20 protein-coding genes are annotated in these 20,282 nt (G+C 60.4%); 12 read left to right on the top strand and 8 right to left on the bottom strand.

The annotated features are described in order from the left end of the window. Window positions 1-60: 60 nt before the first annotated feature. Window positions 61-939 (bottom strand): 1-acyl-sn-glycerol-3-phosphate acyltransferase, encoded by an 879-nt coding sequence (locus ACXADQ_RS16795; RefSeq protein ID WP_475323545.1) that lies wholly within the window; start codon window positions 937-939, stop codon window positions 61-63. 149 nt (window positions 940-1,088) lie between these two features. Between ACXADQ_RS16795 and ACXADQ_RS16790 the strand changes: the two genes are divergently transcribed. From ACXADQ_RS16790 to ACXADQ_RS16775, 4 genes are all read left to right on the top strand, one after another. Beyond that, window positions 1,089-2,006: a bile acid:sodium symporter family protein gene (locus ACXADQ_RS16790; RefSeq protein ID WP_475323541.1), complete on the top strand. Its 918-nt coding sequence runs from the start codon at window positions 1,089-1,091 to the stop codon at window positions 2,004-2,006. Window positions 2,007-2,069: 63 nt separating this feature from the next. Further along, a complete protein-coding gene (locus ACXADQ_RS16785) occupies window positions 2,070-5,102 on the top strand; it encodes a CHAT domain-containing protein (protein WP_475323537.1) in 3,033 nt (1,010 codons plus the stop codon). 139 nt (window positions 5,103-5,241) lie between these two features. Beyond that, window positions 5,242-6,576 carry a trigger factor gene (tig, locus tag ACXADQ_RS16780; protein ID WP_475323534.1) on the top strand — a complete coding sequence of 445 codons (1,335 nt, stop codon included), beginning with the start codon at window positions 5,242-5,244 and terminating at the stop codon, window positions 6,574-6,576. A 122-nt stretch (window positions 6,577-6,698) separates the two neighbouring features. Next, window positions 6,699-7,115: a DUF1330 domain-containing protein gene (locus tag ACXADQ_RS16775; RefSeq protein ID WP_475323531.1), complete on the top strand. Its 417-nt coding sequence runs from the start codon at window positions 6,699-6,701 to the stop codon at window positions 7,113-7,115. Window positions 7,116-7,190: 75 nt separating this feature from the next. Here ACXADQ_RS16775 and rplI read toward each other — a convergent pair whose 3' ends face one another. Genes rplI through rpsF form a run of 3 tightly spaced genes read right to left on the bottom strand, consistent with a single transcriptional unit; the run spans window position 7,191 to window position 8,427 of the window. Next, entirely contained in the window at window positions 7,191-7,808 is a 618-nt protein-coding gene (gene rplI / locus ACXADQ_RS16770) for a 50S ribosomal protein L9 (protein ID WP_475323527.1), read from the bottom strand. A gap of 12 nt (window positions 7,809-7,820) precedes the next feature. Then, entirely contained in the window at window positions 7,821-8,048 is a 228-nt protein-coding gene (rpsR, locus tag ACXADQ_RS16765; RefSeq protein WP_008328567.1) for a 30S ribosomal protein S18, read from the bottom strand. Window positions 8,049-8,073: 25 nt separating this feature from the next. Beyond that, the gene (gene rpsF / locus ACXADQ_RS16760) at window positions 8,074-8,427 is read right to left on the bottom strand and encodes a 30S ribosomal protein S6 (protein WP_475323522.1); all 354 of its coding nucleotides are present in this window, start codon (window positions 8,425-8,427) and stop codon (window positions 8,074-8,076) included. Window positions 8,428-8,675: 248 nt separating this feature from the next. On the opposite strand from rpsF, the gene ACXADQ_RS16755 reads away from it, so the two are divergent. Both ACXADQ_RS16755 and ACXADQ_RS16750 read left to right on the top strand, forming a co-directional pair. Further along, window positions 8,676-9,146 (top strand): hypothetical protein, encoded by a 471-nt coding sequence (locus ACXADQ_RS16755; RefSeq protein WP_475323520.1) that lies wholly within the window; start codon window positions 8,676-8,678, stop codon window positions 9,144-9,146. 124 nt (window positions 9,147-9,270) lie between these two features. Further along, window positions 9,271-9,849 (top strand): YceI family protein, encoded by a 579-nt coding sequence (locus tag ACXADQ_RS16750; protein WP_475323517.1) that lies wholly within the window; start codon window positions 9,271-9,273, stop codon window positions 9,847-9,849. A 69-nt stretch (window positions 9,850-9,918) separates the two neighbouring features. On the opposite strand, the gene ACXADQ_RS16745 is transcribed toward ACXADQ_RS16750, so the two are convergent. Next, window positions 9,919-11,127 carry a cytochrome b/b6 domain-containing protein gene (locus tag ACXADQ_RS16745; protein WP_475323513.1) on the bottom strand — a complete coding sequence of 403 codons (1,209 nt, stop codon included), beginning with the start codon at window positions 11,125-11,127 and terminating at the stop codon, window positions 9,919-9,921. 195 nt (window positions 11,128-11,322) lie between these two features. On the opposite strand from ACXADQ_RS16745, the gene fabD reads away from it, so the two are divergent. The 3 genes from fabD (at window position 11,323) to ACXADQ_RS16730 (ending at window position 13,580) form a co-directional block, all read left to right on the top strand. Then, entirely contained in the window at window positions 11,323-12,267 is a 945-nt protein-coding gene (gene fabD, locus ACXADQ_RS16740) for an ACP S-malonyltransferase (RefSeq protein WP_475323511.1), read from the top strand. A gap of 52 nt (window positions 12,268-12,319) precedes the next feature. Continuing rightward, window positions 12,320-13,057 (top strand): 3-oxoacyl-[acyl-carrier-protein] reductase, encoded by a 738-nt coding sequence (gene fabG, locus ACXADQ_RS16735; protein WP_475323509.1) that lies wholly within the window; start codon window positions 12,320-12,322, stop codon window positions 13,055-13,057. Window positions 13,058-13,346: 289 nt separating this feature from the next. Next, the gene (locus tag ACXADQ_RS16730) at window positions 13,347-13,580 is read left to right on the top strand and encodes an acyl carrier protein (RefSeq protein WP_475323505.1); all 234 of its coding nucleotides are present in this window, start codon (window positions 13,347-13,349) and stop codon (window positions 13,578-13,580) included. A 36-nt stretch (window positions 13,581-13,616) separates the two neighbouring features. On the opposite strand, the gene ACXADQ_RS16725 is transcribed toward ACXADQ_RS16730, so the two are convergent. Continuing rightward, on the bottom strand, window positions 13,617-14,462 hold the full coding sequence (locus tag ACXADQ_RS16725; protein ID WP_475323502.1) for a PilZ domain-containing protein: 846 nt from the start codon (window positions 14,460-14,462) through the stop codon (window positions 13,617-13,619). 258 nt (window positions 14,463-14,720) lie between these two features. Between ACXADQ_RS16725 and fabF the strand changes: the two genes are divergently transcribed. The 3 genes from fabF to ACXADQ_RS16710 all read left to right on the top strand — a co-directional run bounded on the left by fabF (window position 14,721) and on the right by ACXADQ_RS16710 (window position 17,587). Next, window positions 14,721-15,980, top strand: a complete 1,260-nt coding sequence (gene fabF, locus ACXADQ_RS16720; RefSeq protein WP_475323500.1) for a beta-ketoacyl-ACP synthase II — start codon at window positions 14,721-14,723, stop codon at window positions 15,978-15,980. Window positions 15,981-15,984: 4 nt separating this feature from the next. Further along, the gene (gene mltG, locus ACXADQ_RS16715; protein WP_475323498.1) at window positions 15,985-17,139 is read left to right on the top strand and encodes an endolytic transglycosylase MltG; all 1,155 of its coding nucleotides are present in this window, start codon (window positions 15,985-15,987) and stop codon (window positions 17,137-17,139) included. Window positions 17,140-17,260: 121 nt separating this feature from the next. Continuing rightward, entirely contained in the window at window positions 17,261-17,587 is a 327-nt protein-coding gene (locus ACXADQ_RS16710) for a DnaJ family domain-containing protein (RefSeq protein ID WP_475323496.1), read from the top strand. Window positions 17,588-17,659: 72 nt separating this feature from the next. Here the strand turns inward: ACXADQ_RS16710 and ACXADQ_RS16705 are convergent, their stop codons facing one another. Then, entirely contained in the window at window positions 17,660-18,904 is a 1,245-nt protein-coding gene (locus ACXADQ_RS16705) for a saccharopine dehydrogenase family protein (protein WP_475323494.1), read from the bottom strand. Window positions 18,905-18,941: 37 nt separating this feature from the next. Next, window positions 18,942-20,033: a carboxynorspermidine decarboxylase gene (locus tag ACXADQ_RS16700; protein WP_475323492.1), complete on the bottom strand. Its 1,092-nt coding sequence runs from the start codon at window positions 20,031-20,033 to the stop codon at window positions 18,942-18,944. Between the last annotated feature and the right edge of the window lie 249 nt (window positions 20,034-20,282).

Below are 20,282 nucleotides of genomic sequence, written 5' to 3'. Positions count from 1 at the left end.
ATCGGCTGCACCGCACCTGTCATCAGGGGCGGAGTTTGCGTGTAGCGGGGGAAAGGGGCCTCAGGCAGGGTGATACAGCCCCGGAACCAGGGTTTCGGCCAGGGTTTTCAGGGTCTCGGGCGCGGTGCCGGGGGCGACGGGCGCGCCATAATGGACGTGATAGTGCCCGCCAAGCTTGGCCAGCAGTTCCGACACATAGCGCAACGAGGCCACAGTGCGCCCGAAATCGTCATTTCCACCGCTGAGGAGGCGCGCGATATCGCGGGTGCGATAGTAGTGACGCGAGTTCCGCATATCCGCCGAGGCCGGCACGATCGGAGCGTCGCACGCGGCGGACATGCGGGTGATGCCCGTGCGCCATTCCGGTTCCACCAACAGGCCATCCGTCATGCGCGGCACCCGCCCGGATCCAAACACCAAAAGGGCCCCGCCATTCTGGAGATGCGCTTGCATCCCGGCGCGGGTCTGGCGGGCGCTCAGGACCTTGTCTTTGCGATCGAAATCCACTGCGATGATCCGGTCGGCGCCCAGGAAACGCTCGGCCTCGCGGTTGGCGACGACTTTCATGTCGGGGCGATGATCCAACAGCGCCCCCGCATGGGCTAGAAAATCAAAGGTGCCAATCGGGTGGGTCGATCCGATCACAACAGCCCCCTTGGCGGGCACATGTGCCAACCCGTGCGGCGTGATCGTGGTGCCGCCCTTCATGGCCATGACAGCGCGGATCAGCTCGGGGCCGGTGCGATCGCCCAAGGCGATCAAAACCTGCTCGGCCTCGCGTAGGGCAAAAAACGGCGCGCCGCTGGTGGTGCGGGCCACGACATCCACCGAGGACATCAGCATCCGCAAGGCCTTGATCCGAAAATCCGCGCCCTCATGCACACGCAACCGCGCGCGCAACAGCTCGTCCATGGGGGTGTCTTTGCTTTGTCTGGCCATGGCGTCGCGAGGTCCCTGGGGTGGTCTTTCAGCCACGCTAGCACGGTATAAAGGCAGGTGCACCCTTGGTAATCTACCTTGCCTGAACGGTTTTTTCCGGTCACTACTCGGGAACCCAAGCCAACATGGCCACCCATAAGGAGAGCAGGATGACCAATCAGGCCACCGCCGGCATTGACGAGGTGCTGCTGAATTTCTCGCCCACCAGCCTGCAAATCCTGAACGCGGTTCTGGCCGTGGTGATGTTTTCCATCGCGATTGATCTGAAGCCATCGGATTTTCAGAAACTGGTGCGCAATCCAAAATCGCTGCTGACCGGGCTGGTGTCGCAATTCTTGGTGCTGCCTGTGGTGACGTTCTGCATGATCCTGATCACGACGCCTCCGCCCTCGATCGCACTGGGGCTGATGTTGGTGGCGGCCTGTCCGGGCGGGAATATTTCCAACTTCATCACGCACAGGGCAGGGGGGAACGCCGCGCTGTCCGTGTCGATGACGGCCTTTACCACCATCGGGTCCATCCTGCTGACGCCGTTCAATATTGCCTTTTGGGGCAGCCTGTATGCCCCCACGCGCGAGATCCTGCGCGCGACCTCGATTGATCCGGTATCGGTGATGATCACGGTGGGGGTGATGCTGGTGCTGCCGCTGTGCCTGGGCGTGTTGCTGAACATGAAACGCCCTGATCTGACGAAACGGCTAAGGACGCCGCTGCAATATTTGTCGATGGGGATTTTCGTGGCCTTTATCGTGATCGCCCTGGCGGCCAACTGGACCTTGTTCCAGGATTTTGCCGGGTCTGTGGCGCTGTTGGTGATGCTGCACAACGCGCTGGCCTTGGGCGCGGGATATGCCACGGCGGGGGCGATGCGCCTGTCACCATTTGATCGCCGCGCCATCATGATCGAGACGGGCATCCAGAATTCAGGGCTTGGGCTGGTGCTGATCTTTGGCTTTTTCGGAGGCATGGGCGGTATGGCCGTCGCAGCCGCCTTTTGGGGGATTTGGCATGCGGTGACGGGGCTGGCGCTGGCCGGGGTGCTGTCGCGCCATCCCGCCGCGCGTTAACCGAGGATACGAGCAGCGTCCTGTAGGGACCGGCGTGAACAAATCATTGCAATACCTTGGCGCGTGGCGTTTCATACTCAGATGCGCCTCAACCCCAAGAACATTGCTGCGTTTTTTTGGCTTCTGGCTTTGCTGCTGGTGCTTGCGCTGCCGCGGTCAGGTGCTGCGCAGACTTTCTATTATCACGAGATAGGCGAGGCCCAAAAACAAGCGCAATCGGGCGATATTCAGGGTGCAGCTGATCGGATGCGCGCGTTGTTACAGGCCTTTCAGGATGAGGGGCGAACCGACAAATGGATGCTGTCTGATATCTATCTGAATGCGGTGTATTTCGTGGGCGGATCCGGGGATACAGCGGGGGCTCTGGCTCTGATCGAGCAATCCTTTCAGGATGGTGAAATCGTTAAGAACTTGCCGCAAATGTTTGAAGTACAAGGATATTTGTATCTGAGGATTGGTGCGTATTTGTCAGCGGGAACATCGTTCAGTCTGGCGGCTGACTATATGCAAATGGGGAGTTTTGCCAAGAATTTCACACCCGAGCGCGTGGCCAAAGTTCAGCTGGAAGCCGTGTCAGCCAGGGTGCGCTCGGATCTGTTTGCCGGGGACCTTGAGCAGGCTTTGGGGCAGGCCCGCGAGGCGCTGCGCGTGCTTGGGGAGGCCGGGCAAAGCGGGGCTTGGTTGGACTATTACCTGCCACGGATGCGTGATGTGGCCGGGGATCTGTTTCGCGCGCGCGATGCCTATCTCAAGCTGCTTGACGGGGCTGGGCAGGTCGCCCCTGATATCTTGCGCAATGTTGCGTTGATCGACTGGCAACTGGGGGATTACGACATTGCTGGGCGGCGCGCAGAGGCTTCTTTGTCGGGATTAGAGGCAACCGGTGGCGCGCCGATCGAGCTTTTCTTGATGGAGTCCATACAGGCGCTGGCTCCGATTTTATCCGGGCAAACATCGATCGATTTGGCCCAAAGCGAAACGCTAGTGAAAAACCTCGTGTCGCGGGCCGAGCAGCTGGATAAGACCAATCCGGCTCAGATGATCTGGTTTTTGCACTGGGTGGATGTGGTGCTGACCTATCTGACGGAAACGTCGATGCACGGGCATGACTGGGTCGCGCAGCTGGATATGTCGCTGTTTGATTATGACAGCTTTCCTCAGGATGCGCTGGCCCGACGCGTCGTCACCCGGATACGTCTAAAGGCGGCGCTGGCATTGGAACGGCTGGGCAAGCCGGATCAGGCGCTGACGCTGTATACCTCGGTTTGGCTGAACAACGTCAATTCCAGTCGCGTCACGGCCGAGGCGCAGGCCGGGCGAGCCCGCACCGGGACGTTCAGCTATTGGGAAAAGCAAAGCATTGCCTTGGCTGGTGCCCAGGCTGCCCGCCATCTGGTCGAAAATGTCCCGGCGCGGTTGGGCCGATCTGCACGCCAGCAACAGGCGCGCTTTGCCCAGCTGTTCGAATTGGCATTCGAGGCCAACTATACCCAGCTGGAAAAAGATCCACCGCTGCGCTGGGTCAAGGCCGAATATGGGCGGGTCCCGGAACCTCAGGCGGTGACCTTTGTATTCCCCTGGAAAAAGAGCGAAGAGTTTTTCTCGACCGCTGATGGTTTGGTTACAGGGGATTTGTTGTCCGAAGCCTTTGATCTGTTGCAACTGGCGCGCCAGTCCGAGGCCGGGCGGGCAATCGCGGCGATGACCTCTCGCTTGGCGGCGGGATCGGGCGAGTTGGCCCAGCTGTTGCGCGAACGCGATGAAATCCTGGCCAAGCGAGAGATCGCCACGGATGGGGAAATGGGAAACCTGACCGGGCTGGACGCGCAACTGGACCAGATCGAGACCCGCTTGGACGCGGAATTTCCCGCCTATCGTCAGGCCAGCGGGATTGATCCATTGTCTTTGGTCGAGGCGCGCGATCTGTTGGCGCCGCGCGAAGCGATGGCGGTGATGCTGGCGCGCGAAGAGGGGCTTTATACCTTTCTGGTGACGCCGGAATATGTGGGCTGGCATCGCTCGGGCGTCACCCGCGATTGGTTAGAGTCCCGGGTGAGCAAGCTGCGTCTGGCACTGGATCCAACCGAGGCCGCGCGCTCGGGGGTGGCGTTGAACAAGCGCGCCAAGGCCCGCCAGTTTGATTTGGACGTGGCCCATGCGGTTTGGCAACAAACCCTGGGGCCGCTGGCCCCCTATCTACCCCCCGAGGCCACGGTGTTTCTGGTTCCAGACGGGGCGCTGCAATCGCTGCCGTTCTCCATGTTGTTGACCGACGCACCCACGGCACGCAGCGCGTCTGATCATGCGGCTCAGCCCTGGGCGATCAAGCAGTTCAGCTTTGCCACTTTGCCCGTGCCGGCCAGCTTGCGGGCATTGCGGCAGGCCAAACCGATACAGGTGCCCTCGGTGCCGTTTGTTGGTGTCGGTGACCCCGTATTGGGGGGGCATAGCGCTGCCGATACACGCGATGTTCTGAGCGACGCCGGTGCCCTGGCGGCGCTGGCCCCGTTGCCGGAAACCGAACGCGAGCTGCAAGAGCTGAACCGGCTGATCGCTGCAGGGGCAGGGCGCTTGTATCTGCGGGACGCCGCTCGAGAGCCCGTGCTGAAATCCGGGGCCCTGGCCGAGGCGCAGGTGCTGGCTTTTGCCACGCATGGGCTGATGGGGGGCGAACTTGACGGGATCGCCGAGCCTGCGCTGGTGTTGACGCCCCCGGATCGGGGCAGTGCAGACGAAGACGGGCTGCTGACAGCCAGCGAAATCGCGCAGCTGCGTCTGAACGCGGATTGGGTCCTGCTGTCGGCCTGCAATACAGCGGTTGGGGCCGGGGGTGGCGAGGCCGAGGGCCTGTCAGGTCTGGCGCGCGCGTTCTTTTATGCGGGGGCGCGGCGGCTGTTGGTATCGCATTGGTCGGTGCAATCGGACCCCACTGTGGCGCTGACCACGGGCATGTTTCGCGCCAAATCCCTGGTTGGAGATGACCCGACAGGTGCGCGCGCGCTGCGCCATTCCATCCTGGACATGATCGCCAATCCGGCGCGTTCGGGCTGGTCTCATCCTGCGGCCTGGGCGCCCTTCGTGACGGTTGGGGGATAATGCTGCGGCGCAGAGCCGCTTTTGCCCCTGAAACGTGATGGATTCACGCTTGCGCCCGTGACGTTCCACCCTTAGAACACGGCGAGATTTCGGCGCCCGAAAAAGGCTGCCCAGACGATACCGAAAAAGGAAAAGACACATGCAGGTCACCGAGACCCTGAACGAAGGCCTGAAGCGCGGTTACGAGATCACCGTGACAGCGGCCGAACTGGACGCGAAAGTCACCGAGAAACTGACCGAAGCCCAGCCCGAAGTCGAAATGAAAGGCTTCCGCAAGGGTAAGGTTCCGATGGCGCTGCTGCGCAAGCAATTCGGCCAGCGTCTGCTGGGCGAAGCCATGCAGGAAACCATCGACGGTGCGATGAACCAGCACTTCGAAGACAGCGGCGACCGCCCCGCGCTGCAGCCGCAGGTCACCATGGTTGACGGCGAAGACTGGAAAGAAGGCGACGACGTCAAGGTCACCATGTCCTACGAAGCTCTGCCCGAAATCCCCGAGGTCGATTTCTCTGGCATCGAGCTGGAGCGCATGGTCGCCAAAGCCGCAGACGCGGATATCGACGAAGCCATCGCCTCGCTGGCCGAAACCGCTCAGGATTTCAAAAAGCGCCGCAAGGGTTCGAAAGCCAAGGACGGCGACCAGATCGAGATGGATTTCGTCGGCAAGGTTGACGGCGAAGCGTTTGAAGGTGGCTCGGCCGAAGATTACCCGCTGGTTCTGGGCTCGAACAGCTTCATCCCCGGTTTCGAAGAGCAGCTGGTCGGCGCCAAGGAAGGCGAAGAGGTTGAGGTCAACGTAACCTTCCCCGAAGAGTATGGCGCCGAGAACCTGGCTGGCAAAGACGCTGTGTTCACCTGCACCATCAAAGCCGTGAACGAGCCCACCGCCGCCGAGATCAACGACGAGCTGGCTCAGAAATTCGGTGCCGAAGATCTGGCCGCGCTGAAAGGCCAAGTCGCCGAGCGTCTGGAAGCCGAATACGTTGGGGCCGCCCGCGCTGTGATGAAGCGCGCGCTGCTGGATCAGCTGGACGGCAAAGTGTCCTTCGAACTGCCCCCGTCGCTGGTCGAGGCCGAGGCCAAACAGATCGCGCATCAGCTGTGGCACGAGGAAAACCCTGACGTTCAGGGCCACGACCACCCCGAGATCGAAGCCACCGACGAGCACAACACTCTGGCCGAGCGCCGCGTGCGTTTGGGTCTGCTGCTGGCCGAAATCGGTCAGAAAGCCGAAGTCGAAGTGACCGACGCCGAGATGACCCAAGCGATCATGAACCAGGCACGTCAGTACCCGGGTCAAGAGCGCCAGTTCTTTGAATTCATTCAGCAAAACGCTCAGATGCAGCAGCAGCTGCGCGCGCCGCTGTTCGAAGACAAAGTTGTCGATCACGTGGTCGAACAGGCCAAAGTGACCGAGAAAGAGGTCTCGAAGGACGATCTGCAAAAGGCTGTTGAGGCCCTGGAAGACGAATAAGTCTTTCCCGATATTGCTTAGCGAAGGCCACCCTGCAGGGTGGCCTTTTGCGTTTCTGACGCGGGGGCGTGGTTGACGCAAAGGGGGCTGGGCGCTCAGGATCGGGGCAAAGGGAGGACATCATGAGCTATATCGGTTTCGACAAAGAGAAATTCGCCGCCTTCCGCGGCATCGACCGTGCGGGGCCCATCCACATGCTGAACCTGGTTAAACTGCGCGATCAGGCGGAATATCCGGACGGACGCCAAGCCACCGGCGCCGAGGCTTATGCGGCCTATGGTACGGGCAGCCAGAAAGTGCTGGAACGGCTGGGTGGGCGGATCGTCTGGCGCGGTGCGATGGAGTTGATGCTGATCGGGCCGTCAGAGCGCGACTGGGATCTGTGTTTTATCGCTGAGTATCCCAACACCGACGCTTTTGTCAGCATGATCAAGGACCCCGAATACCGCGAGGCCATGGTGCATCGTCAGGCGGCGGTCATCGATTCCCGGCTGATCCGGATGAACCCTCTGCCCGTGGGGGAAAACTTCGGGGGCTAGCCCCGCGTTTTCGGACAAAAAGAAACCGCGCAGGGTGGGCCTGCGCGGTTCCGGTTTTCAACAATGTGAAAACGCTTACTCTTCGTCGTCCGAAGCAACCTCTTCGGCCTCGGGGGCCAGGTCTTCGTCGTCCGATGCGGCGCTGCCGATATCGTCGAACAGTTCCGAGATTTCGAACTCGGCGGCGGCCTCTTCTTCGGCGGCCAGTTCCTGAATCGACTTACCTTCGGCCTGCAGCTCGGCTTCTTCTTGCGAGCGTGCCACGTTGATTTCGATTTCGGTCGAAACCTCGGGGTGCAGAACGACGGTTACGGCGTGAACGCCCAGGGCTTTGATCGGCAGTTCGATCACGACCTGTTTGCGGTCAACGGTGAAACCTTCGGCGGTTGCTGCCTCGGCCACGTCGCGGTTGCTGACGGAACCGTACAGGTTGCCACCATCAGAAGCCGAGCGAATCACGATGAACTGCTCGCCGCCCAGCTTTTCGGCCAGGGCGTCTGCTTCTTTCTTGGTTTCCAGGTTGCGCGCTTCCAGCTGAGCTTTCTGCGCTTCAAACGATGCAACATTGGCGTCCGACGCGGTCAGAGCCTTGCCCTGCGGCAGCAGGAAGTTGCGGGCGTAGCCGGGTTTAACATCGACCACATCGCCCATTTGGCCCAGTTTGGCCACGCGTTCCAGAAGGATAACTTGCATTGTGCTTTCTCCTTACTTCACGGCGTAGGGCAGCAGGGCCAGAAAACGGGCGCGTTTGATGGCACGGGCCAGCTCGCGTTGTTTCTTGGCCGAAACGGCGGTGATACGCGAAGGCACGATTTTGCCACGCTCAGAGATGTAGCGTTGCAGCAGTTTCGTGTCTTTGTAGTCGATCTTGGGTGCATTGTCGCCCGAGAAGGGGCAGACCTTGCGGCGGCGGAAAAACGGTTTTGCAGCCATGGTTTAGCGTCCTTTGTTCAAGCGATCAGTTGCGACGGCGACGGTCGTCGCGCTCGTCACGTTTCTGCATCTGGACCGAGGGGCCTTCGGCGTGCTCGTCGACCTTGATGGTCAGAACGCGCATCACGTCATCATGCAGGCGCATCAGGCGTTCCATTTCCTCGATCGCCGGCACAGGTGCGTCGGTTTTCAGGAAGGCATAGTGGCCCTTGCGGTTTTTGTTGATCTTATAGGCCATCGTTTTGACGCCCCAGTACTCGGAATCAACCAGCTTGCCGCCGTTGTCCGCCAGTACGGTACCAAAATGTTCGATGAGACCTTCAGCTTGCGCGTTGGACAGATCCTGGCGCGAGATGAAAACATGCTCGTAAAGCGGCATGTGCACTCCATTCATTTTCAGGCGCATTTCATAGGAGGGTCTGACCTTCCGCGACCCATCCACGAGAGACTGCGCGGTTCAAGAAAAACTGCGGAAGGAAGCGCGCGTATACGACGGATTGACCCATTTCGCAACCCCGCTGGTGCCCGATCTGAAAAGGATGAAAAATTCCCAAACCTTCGCCCAACTCTTGCCCCTTTTTACGGGGCATTCTGGGGATATCAACAGTTGCCAGGGATGTCTGCCAGATGACCAAACTCAGCCCGGAATTTGCCTCGATGCACGCGCCCCATTCGGATGCGCGCGATATCATGCAGCAAACCACCAAGTTTTTCAGCATTGTACTGGGCCTGTCGGCGTTTGGGCTTTGGCTGGTGCCCGGGGCAACCGAGGATGGCGCCGAGGCCCTGGTTCGAATGGTGGTGTCGTTCCTGTTCCTGGGGATCGCGATTGGTCTGTGGGGCGCCGGTCGTCCGCAATTTGACGAGGAATTCCACCTGGATATCGTAAATCACCAACTGACCCATGTGCTGCGCGGGCAGGACGGCATCGCACGGACACAGGCGAAATACGGTCTGGACGAACTGATTGTTGATGGCGACACGGTGCAGGCGCGCGGGGCCGGAGGACGCGATGCCCTGCGACTGCCCATCGCGGATCGGTTGGATTCGCGCACGCTTGAGGCGCTCTCTACTTTGCGAAAACGCGCATTCACGTAAATGTGATCCCGGGTTCTGTGCATTCGCGCACAATTTTTGTGGTGTTATTCTGAATTGCATTGTGATGATGGATAGCGATGTTTGACCCCACAATTTCATCGCGATTTGAAAACAGGAGCCCCTCATGAAAAACTCGATCTTCGCCGCCGGTCTGGCCGCTGCAATCCTGAGCGCCGGTGCCGCCACCGCCGCCGACAAATACGTTCTGGATGCCAGCCACAGCCAGATCGTGTTCTCGTACAACCACCTGGGCTATTCGACCACCTATGGCATGTTCTCGGGGTTCGAGGGCGACATCATGTTCGACATGGAAAACCCCGCCGCGTCGAGCGTCAGCGTTTCGATGCCCGTGAAATCCATGCTGACCGGTTGGGAAAAGCGCTTTGGCCACTTTATGTCGCCTGATTTCTTCGACGCAGCGGATGACGAGATGGTCTCGTTCAGCTCGACCGGCATCGAAGTCACCGGCGAAAAAACCGCGCTGATCACGGGTGACCTGACCCTGAACGGCGTCACCAAAAGCGTCGTTCTGGACGCCAAGCTGAACCAAGCCGGTGATCACCCGATGGCGGGCAAGCCCTGGGCCGGTTTCGACGCCACGACCACCCTGGTGCGCTCGGACTATGGCCTGGGCAAATTCGCCCCCTATGTCGGCGACGAAGTGTCGGTGATGATCTCGGTCGAGGCGATGAAAGCCGAGTGATCTTAGGATCTTAGAATGCAGGAAGGCCGCCGATACCCTCGGCGGCCTTTTTGTGTTGTGGGGGCGGACTTAAGGGCGCGTTGCGGTCAGTGCAAAGTCGATTGCGACTTCAAAGGCCAGTGTGCCGGTCTCGGTCACCGATTGGCCGATCCCGAAATCCATCCGGTTGACCTGAGCGCTGCCCTGCGCTGTTGCGGCGTTGCCCTCAATCTTAAGCGTAAACGGCAGGCGAAGCGGCATCGCGATGTCCTTGATGGTCAGCGTGCCATCCGCCACCAACCCGGTGTCCGTGCGCAGAAGGTCGGCCTGGAAGGTGGCCGTGGCGAATTGGGTCGCGTCAAAATAATCGGGACCCATCGCCTGTTGCGTGACTGACCCCAGCGTCAGGGACGAGATCGAGATGGTCACGTTGACCTCGCCGTTTTTCTCGGTGCTTGGATCGTCGGCATAGCTTATCTGAGCGGTCCAATCGGCGAACTCGCCCTGGACGGCGCTGCCCATTTGCACGATCGAAATTCCCAGACTGCCGTCCTGAACCTGCCAATCACTGGCCACTTGCTCGAGCTTGGGGCCGGTTTGCGCGCCCGGGCCGAACCACCCGATCGAGGCTGCGCCCACCGGCACCAGCACCCAGACAAAGGCCGCCGCAATCGCGGGAAGGGCGGTGGCATGTGAACCCGGTTGCCCGGCGGCGGTGCCGCGCGCCATACGATAGAGAGTGCTGTCCTTGTCGATCACCTGATGTTTCACCGCGCCCGCGATGTGCAGGAACAGCGACCCGACCAGAATCACCACGGCCAGGAAATGCAGCGTCGAGAAGATTCGCGACAGCTCAGCGTCCTGAGGTACAAACGGCAGGGTCTGACCAAGGGGCCACCAAATCGGCGCAAACCCGGTGGCCGAGGCATGGTGCAGCCAGCCGGTCAGTGGCACCAGCACCAGCGCTCCGTAAAGAGCGTAGTGGACCAGCTCGGCCGCGAAGGTTTCCAGCTTGCGCTCGGGGTGCAGCGGTACGGGTTTGGGACCTGACAACATCCAGACAAGGCGGATCAGCGCCAGAAAAAACAGAGCCACCCCGATGGTTTTATGGATCGAAAACAGGGTGATTACGCGCGCCATTTCAGCGTCACTGGGGGCGGCACCGGGCGCATTGATAGCATGGGCCATATTCGTGGCGACAAATCCAAGGGGAATCATCAGCAGGATCAGCAGCGCGGTGATCCAATGCAGAAGGCGGGAGATGCGGCCATAGCTATTAAAAGTGTTGCGAGCGGTCATTCGGGCACCTGAAACATGAATAAGGGATACAAAGCGGTATAGCGGACCGGCATGCGCATTACACGATGTCAGCCTGTGCAGCTTTGCACATGGGCTCTGCGATGTCGAAGTCTGTCTGATTGCGCCCTGTTTTACTTGTGGTCACGCACCGGTGCGGATACATCATCAGAAATCATAATTGGGACGAGGACGACCATGACCACAGCTTTCGTTTTTCCCGGTCAGGGGGCACAGACTATCGGCATGGGCAAGGCGCTGGCCGACGCATACCCGGCCGCCAAAGCCGTATTTGACGAGGTGGACGAAGCCCTGGGCGAGAAGCTCAGCCAGTTGATTTGGGAAGGCGAGCAAGACCAGCTGACGCTGACGCAGAATGCGCAACCGGCGCTGATGGCGACCTCGTTGGCGGCGCTGCGCGCGCTCGAAGCCGAAGGACTGGTGCTGAAAGATGTTGCCAGCCACGTGGCCGGGCATTCCTTGGGCGAGTATTCCGCGCTGGCGGCTGCCGGGTCCTTGACCATTTCCGACGCCGCGCGCCTGCTGCGTACGCGTGGTAAAGCCATGCAAGAGGCCGTGCCAGTGGGCGAGGGCGCCATGGCGGCTCTGCTGGGTCTGGATTTCGAAACCGCCCGTGCTGTCGCCGAAGAGGCCGCCAAGGGCGAGGTCTGTCAGGCGGCGAATGACAATGATCCGGCGCAGGTCGTCGTGTCCGGTCACAAAGATGCCGTTGAACGCGCGGTCGAGATCGCCAAGGAAAAGGGCGCCAAACGCGCGGTTTTGCTGCCCGTCAGCGCTCCGTTCCATTGCGCCTTGATGGAGCCCGCCGCCGCCGTGATGGCCGAGGCGCTGAACGCGGTGCATATCGAACGCCCGGTTGTGCCGGTTGTGGCCAATGTGGTGGCGGAATCGATCACCGATCCGGCAACTCTGCGTTCGTTGCTGGTGAACCAGGTCACAGGCTCGGTCCGCTGGCGGGAAAGCGTGATGTTCATGGCCGCTGACGGTGTGGATGCCGTTTGGGAAATCGGCGCGGGCAAGGCCCTGTCGGGCATGATCCGGCGCATTGATCGCTCGATCGCCTGCACTGCGGTTGGCACCCCCGAAGACGTGGCCAAGGCCGTTGCGTCGCTGAACGGCTGAACGAAGAGGCACCGGCGGGGCGTGGCCCCATAGCCGGAAGAAAGGACAAGAAATGTTTGATCTGAATGGAAAAAAAGCGCTGGTGACCGGGGCTTCGGGTGGTATCGGCGGCGCAATCGCCAAGGCCCTGCACGACGCAGGCGCCACCGTTGGTCTAAGCGGCACGCGGGTGGAACCTCTGGAGGCGCTGGCCGCTGAATTGGGCGAACGCGCCCATGTGCTGCCCTGCAACTTGTCCGATGGTGCCGCCGTCGACGCGTTGCCCAAGCAAGCCATCGAGGCCATGGGCGGGCTGGATATCCTGGTGAACAACGCGGGCATCACGCGGGACCAGATTTTCATGCGCATGTCGGACGAAGAATGGCAATCGGTGATTGACGTGAACCTGACCTCGACCATGCGCCTGTGCCGCGGCGTGATGCGCCCGATGATGAAGGCTCGTTGGGGCCGCATCATCAATATCAGCTCGATCGTTGGCGCCACAGGCAACCCGGGTCAGGTGAACTATGCTGCGTCCAAGGCCGGGATGGTGGGTCTGACCAAATCCATCGCCTATGAGGTTGCCAGCCGTGGCATCACCGCCAACGCGGTCGCGCCTGGGTTCATCGCAACGGCGATGACCGACAAGCTGACCGACGATCAAAAGGCCAAGATCAACACGCAAATCCCCGCCGCGCGCATGGGCTCGCCCGAGGAAATCGCCGCGGCCGTGCTGTATCTGGCCAGCCCCGAGGCCGGCTATGTCACGGGCACAACCCTGCACGTCAATGGCGGCATGGCGATGATCTGATTCTCGGCGCAACGCCGGAAATCGGATCGGTCGCGTCTTGAATACATGGCGGGCGGGCACAGGTTTCCGAGCCTGGTTTCGCCCCAATGTATAAGAGGCGAGGGAAAGCATTTGCCTCTGGCGCGCCATGTGCTATAGGCCACGCAGATTTGCCGGGGCGGAAACGTTGCCGGATATCCCGCTTGCGGGACGACGAGCCGCCCGCTACACCGGGCACACCATTGAGGCCCACCCCGCGGGCGAGGGCAGAGAACCGGGCAGATGCCCAAGAAGTTATGAGGACTTTGAAATGAGCGATATCGCAGACCGCGTGAAAAAGATCGTTGTTGAGCACCTGGGTGTTGAAGAAGACAAGGTGACCGAATCCGCTTCGTTCATCGACGATCTGGGCGCAGACAGCCTGGACACCGTGGAACTGGTTATGGCCTTCGAAGAAGAGTTCGGCATCGAGATTCCCGATGACGCAGCCGAAACCATCCAGTCGTTTGGCGACGCAGTGAAGTTCATCACCGAAGCTTCCTGATTGAATAATCCTTCGGGATTTTCTGAGAACGGCACCCTACGGGGTGCCGTTTTTCTTTCCGGCGTGCAGTTTTCGGTTCAGACGTACCAAGTGATACAGCTCTTGTGCAGGAAGCGCGCGTTTGAAAGCGATTCCCATACATTGAGCGTTGCGCCAGATGATGCGTCCACCGGCGGACCACCCATGCGAGTAGAGTTTGCACTGGTTCAATGTATCGGGGACAAATTCGTCCACGCAGACCTTGGCGCCCAGCTGGCTGATGTCGCACATCTTGCCCCGCCGCGCGGTTGGGGGCTCATTGCTGCGCTTGTCCTGAATAAAGCTGATTGTGCAACTGAGCGCGCAGGGCAACCGGCGCGCCCGTCTGCGTTTGATCTTGGCGCGCCGACGTAGGAACATAGACATCGCTATCAACAGCGCCATAAGACCGAAAACAAGAATGCTGATGGCGGAGGCGTTCTTGGCGATCAGGGCGGTATCGCTTCCACCACCATCCATGCCGGTTGGCGTCGTCCTGCCTGAACCGCCCGAGGCGTCCTGGGGGGTCCAGTTTTTGTCATCGTCACAACGCATTTTGGGGACAAGCCGCTGCATTTTGGACAGAGAATCCTGTAGCGCCTTGTGCTGCCGGGCCGGAAGGGAGCCATTCCCTCCGGTTCTGTCCCGCGCGTCGATCAGCAGTTTTTGGGTGCGCAGGAAAGCAGAGATATCGGCGCTGTCCGCTGCCAATCCGGCCGCGCGCAAACGTGGGGCGAGCTCGGCCATCGAGATTTGATTCAACACCGACCGAAGCTGTTTGGCGGCCAGGTCGGCGCTTTCGCCAACGCGCTGTTGTTCGAGCACTTGTGCAAGGTGATGCGCCCGGACCAGAAGGTCTTGCATGTCACATTCCCCAGCGATGGATCGCGTGGCGAAGCTGAATGTCAGCAAAACGATCATGCTCAATGGTCGCAGTGACCTGATTTGCATCACTTGGTCCTCCCCTTTGGCGGAGGATTTCACACCGTCCTTAACAAGCGCTTAAGTGCCGAGGGGCCCATTTGATCCGTTCAAGATGGGGTTCGGGGGGCTCCTGCTCTTGCCCCTGGGGTAGGATGCAGGGTATGAGCGGGGAAAGACTGCTGAGGAAGGGCATAAATCATGCGTCGTGTCGTCGTTACTGGGCTTGGACTGGTCACTCCGCTGGCTTGCGGTGTCGAAGAAACTTGGAAGCGTTTGCTGGACGGAGACTCCGGCGCGGGCCCGATCGAACGGTTCGATGCTTCGCAAATGGGAACCAAATACGCGTGCGAGCTGCCGCGCGGTGATGGCACGGACGGGACGTTCAACCCTGATGACTGGATGGCCCCCAAAGAAGCGCGCAAAGTCGACGATTTCATCCTGTACGGTATCGCCGCAGCAACGCAGGCGGTCGAGGATTCTGGCTGGATGCCGGAAGACACTGACAGCCTGGAACGCACCGGCGTGATGATTGGTTCGGGGATTGGTGGGCTGAAATCCATCGAAGAGGGCGCGATCACGCTCAAGGAACGTGGCCCGCGTCGGATTTCTCCGTTCTTTATTCCGGGCGCGCTGACCAACCTGGTGTCCGGCCAGGTCAGCATCAAATACGGTTTCAAAGGCCCCAACCACGCGGTCGTGACGGCCTGTTCGACCGGCGCCCACGCCATTGGGGACGCAGCCCGTCTGATCCAGTTCGGGGATGCCGACGTGATGGTGGCCGGTGGCGCCGAGGCGGCGATTACCCCGCTGGGCATTGCGGGCTTCAACGCGTGTAAGGCGCTGTCGACCAAACGTGCCGATGACCCCAAGGCCGCCAGCCGCCCCTATGACGAAGACCGCGACGGTTTCGTGATGGGCGAGGGCGCTGGCATCGTGGTGCTGGAAGAATACGAACACGCCGTCGCGCGTGGCGCCAAGATCTATGGCGAGGTTCTGGGCTATGGCCTGTCGGGCGACGCGTATCACATCACCGCCCCATCCGAGGATGGCGATGGTGGGTTCCGCTCGATGAAGGCGGCGCTGGCCCGAGCCGGCGTGACCCCCGATCAGATCGATTACATCAACGCGCATGGCACCTCGACCATGGCGGATGTGATCGAACTGGGCGCGGTCGAGCGTCTGATGGGCGATGCCGCCAGCAAGGTGACCATGTCCTCGACCAAGTCCTCGACCGGGCACCTGCTGGGCGCGGCTGGCGCGATCGAGGCGATCTTCTCGATCCTGGCGATCCGTGATCAGGTGGCCCCGCCCACCATCAACCTGGACAACCCGGCCGTTGAAACGCCGATTGATCTGGCTCCGAACGTCAAGCGCGAGCGTGAGATCAACATCGCCCTGTCCAACAGTTTTGGTTTTGGCGGCACCAACGCCAGCGTCGTGTTCGGAAAAGTGAGCTAAGCTTATGTGGCGAGCCATCGCGTCTAACGCGCTGACGGTCCTGATCGTGGCGCTGTTCCTTGTGGGCGGCGTCATTCTTTGGGGCAAGCGCGAATACCAAAGCGCGGGCCCGCTAAGCGAGGCGATCTGCCTGCGGGTGGAGCCGGGATCGACGTTCAAGAAGGTCTCGGAACAGCTGGAACAAGATGGCGCTGTCAGCAGCGGGGCCATCCTGCGTCTGGGCGCGGATTACACCGACAAAGCCAGCAAGCTGAAAGCTGGCAGTTTCCTTGTGCCCAAAGGCGCCTCGATGGAGGAAATCGCTGATATCGTGACCCGTGGCGGCGCTTCGACCTGTGGTGTCGAGGTGGTGTATCGGATCGGGGTGACACGCTCGGCCGTTGTGGTGCGCGAACTAGACCCGAACACGAACCGGTATGTGGAGCGCGCCGAATTCAACCCGGCCGAGGATGACGCCCCCGAGAAATACACCCAGGTTCGTGCCCAGTCGGACACGCGCTATCGCATTGCGCTGGCCGAGGGTGTGACCAGCTGGCAGATCGTGGAAGCCCTGAAAGGGATCGAATTGCTGGCAGGCGAGGTTGCTGATCTGCCGGCCGAAGGAATCCTGTCGCCCGACAGCTATGAAGTGCGGGTTGGGGATACGCGCGCATCGGTGCTGGAGCGGATGAGCGACGCCCAGGATATCATCCTGCAAGAGGCCTGGCAGAACCGCGTGGACGGGCTGCCACTGGCCAGCCCGGAAGAGGCGCTGATCCTGGCCTCGATCATCGAAAAGGAAACCGGCATCGCGGATGAACGCCGCACCGTGGCCAGCGTATTCGTGAATCGCCTGAACCGCGGGATGCGCCTGCAAACGGACCCGACCGTGATCTATGGCATCACCAAGGGGCAGGGTGTGTTGGGGCGTGGCCTGCGCCAAAGCGAGCTGCGCCGGGAAACGCCGTGGAACACCTATGTGATCGATGGGCTGCCACCGACTCCGATTGCCAATCCGGGCCGCGCCAGTATCGAGGCCGCGCTGGATCCGGCGAACACGAACTATGTGTTCTTTGTTGCAGACGGGTCTGGCGGGCACGCTTTTGCAGAAACGCTGGACGAGCACAACCGCAACGTCGCCAAGTGGCGCCAAATCGAGCGTGAACGTGCCCAACAATAAATCAAACGCCTCCGAATTTTCGGGGGCGTTTTTGCTATTCTCTGATTGCAATCAAGGTATTCATTTTCGCCCTATCGTACGATGGCGACGGGCGCTAGGGTACTGTTAAAGAGGATTGAGTATGCGATTTGACAAACTGGCAGAGCATCAAATTCAAAAGGCCAAAGCCGAAGGTCAGCTGGAAGGGCTGAAAGGCGAAGGCAAACCGCTGAGCGCGAATGTTCCCGGTGGGGACGCAGCCGAGGCAGCCGGGTTTCGGATCATGGCCGAAGCTGGGGTCTTGCCGCGCGAAATGGAGCTGAAAAAGGCGGCTGACGCGCTGCGCGAACAGATTGCGGCCACGGAAAACGCTGAACTGCGCCGGGTTTTGATGTCGGAACTGGGCCAGATCGAGATGCGCCGCGCAATCGAAGCTGAGGCGCGCCAGAAATATATGAAACAGGGCTAGCCCCTTGTTTATATAGACGAAAAAGGCCCGGACAGTCCTGTCCGGGCCTTTTCGATTCCGATCAATGATCTGTTAGGCGTTCCAGGCCTTGTCTTCGCCACCCAGTCCGCCGATCTGCACACGGGTCGGCAGGCCGATACGGTCCAGAATGGTGAAGAAGGGCTTGGGGTCCAGCTCTTCGACGTTTTTCATGGTCTTGGCATCCCAGTCGCCATTGGCCACCAGCATGGCCGCCGCAACGGGCGGCACACCGGCGGTGTAGGAAATGCCCTGAGAGCCAACCTCGGAATAGGCTTCTTTGTGGTCGGCGACATTGTAGACGAATACCTCGAAATCTTCGCCGTCCTTGGTGCCTTTGACCAGATCGCCGATGCAGGTTTTACCGGTATAGCCGGGCGCCAGCGAGGCGGGATCGGGCAGGACGGCTTTGACGACCTTCAGCGGGATGACCTCTTGGCCTTCGGCGGTGGTGACGGGCTGTTCGGACAGAAGGCCCAGCGATTTCAACACGGTAAACACGTTGATATAGTGATCGCCAAAGCCCATCCAGAACCGCACATCCGCATGGGGATAGTTCACGGCCAGGCTGTGCACCTCGTCATGGCCGGACATGTAGGCTTGGCTGGGGCCAACAACGGGCAGATCCCAGACCTTGCCCACCTCGAACATCTTGTTTTCCTGCCAGGCGCCTTCCTGCCAGCTGTAGACGGTGCCGGTGAATTCACGGAAGTTGATTTCGGGGTCGAAGTTGGTGGCGAAGTATTTGCCGTGATCGCCCGCGTTGATGTCGACGATGTCGATGGATTTGACCTCGTCCATCATGTCGATGGCAAAGCGCGCATAAGCGTTCACCATGCCCGGATCAAAGCCCGCGCCCAGAATGGCAGTGATGCCTTTTTCCGTGCACAGATCGCGTTTTTTCCATTCGTAGTTGGCGTACCACGGCGGGGTTTCGCAAATCTTGTCGGGCTCTTCATGAATGGCGGTGTCGATATAGGCGGCGCCGGTTTCGATGCAGGCGTCCAGCACATACATGTTCACAAAGGCCGAGCCGACATTGATCACGATCTGAGCACCCGTCTCGCGGATCAGGGCGGCCACGGCGGGCGTGTCCATGGCGTTGACCTGATGCGCGGTCAGAACGCCCTCGACCTTCATTGCGTCCTTTTCGCGGACGAACTCAAGGATCGCTTCGCATTTGGACAGCGTCCGGCTGGCGATGTGAATATCGCCCAGCACATCGTTGTTTTGCGCGCATTTATGCGCCACGACCTGAGCGACGCCACCAGCGCCGATGATGAGAACGTTCTTTTTCAACGGTCGGAACCCCCTTTGGTTCTTGGATGAAGGGCCCTTAGGACAGGGCCGAGGCAAAATCTGAGTAGTCGAACTGGCGTTGCACGGTGATGGTGCCGTCCAGCTCGCGAATGGCAATGGCGGGCATGGCCACACCGTTGAACCAGTTTTTCTTGACCATGGTATAGCCGGCCGCATCGTCGATCGTGACGCGGTCGCCGATTTGCAATGGCTGATCGAAACGGGCCTCGCCGAAAATATCCCCGGCCAGACAGGTTTTCCCGGCGATCTGGTATTCGTGCAGGCCGGTCTGCGGCAGCTTGGCGGTTTCGCGATAGATCAGCAGGTCCAGCATGTGGGCCTCGATGCTGCTGTCGACGATGGCAACCTTTTTCCCGTTGTCGATGATGTCCAGAACCGTGGTTTCCAGCGTGGTCGAGTTGGTGATCGTCGCCTCGCCGGGTTCAAGATAGACCTGGACGCCCAGAGTATCGCTGAAAGATTTCAGACGGTCTGAGAGGCGGTTCAGCGGGTAGCCCTCGCCAGTGAAATGGATGCCGCCGCCAAGGCTGATCCAATCGAGGCGCTTCAGGAAGGGGCCAAACTCGGTTTCGATGCGGGTCAGCTGATCCGAGAAGAGGTCGAAGTCACCGTTTTCACAGTTATAGTGGATCATGACGCCGTTGATCCGGGACGCGGCCTGTTCCAGCCGGTCCATATCCCATTCGCCAAGGCGCGAGAAGGGGCGCGCGGGATCGGCCAGATCGAAGCCCGACGTCGAAAAGCGCGGGTTCAGACGCAGGCCGACGGGTTTGTCAGTGCGGTCGGCGAAGCGGTCCAGCTGGCCCAGAGAGTTGAAGATCAGCTTGTCGGCGTGTTTGCTAGCCTCGTCGATTTCATGATCGGCCCAGCCCACGGAATAGCCATGGGTTTCCTTGCCGAATTTTTCGGCGCCCAGGCGCAGCTCAAAGAGTGAGGACGAGGTCGTGCCGTCCATATAGTCGCGCATGAAATCGAAAAGGCCCCAGGTCGAGAAACACTTGAGCGCCAGGAGGGCCTTGGCGCCCGAGCTTTCGCGCAGGGCGGCGATTTTCTCGAGGTTGGGCAGCAGGCGCGCTTTGTCGATCAGGTAATACGGGGTCTGCAGCATCGGGCGGGGTCCTATGGGCGTAAGATGCGCGGTGTCAGGGCGGTTGGCATCCCTTAGGGCCATGGTGTGGGTGACGCAAATGTTTTTTGTAACTTGAGGGCGGGGAGGGGGCGCTGCCCCCCGCGCCTGTGGGCGCGTCCCCCGGAGTATTTTGGGAGCAAAGAATCCGGGGATTTGTTCCTGTGGTCGGTCTGGAGTTAAGAAATAGGTAATGATAACGGGCGTTTACGGGATGTTCTGGCTTGACTT

This window comes from Thalassovita sp. ABM4_323 (assembly GCF_056158665.1).
The sequence above is the reverse complement of the archived record's forward strand: the minus strand, read 5'-3'. Positions and strand labels throughout refer to the sequence as shown.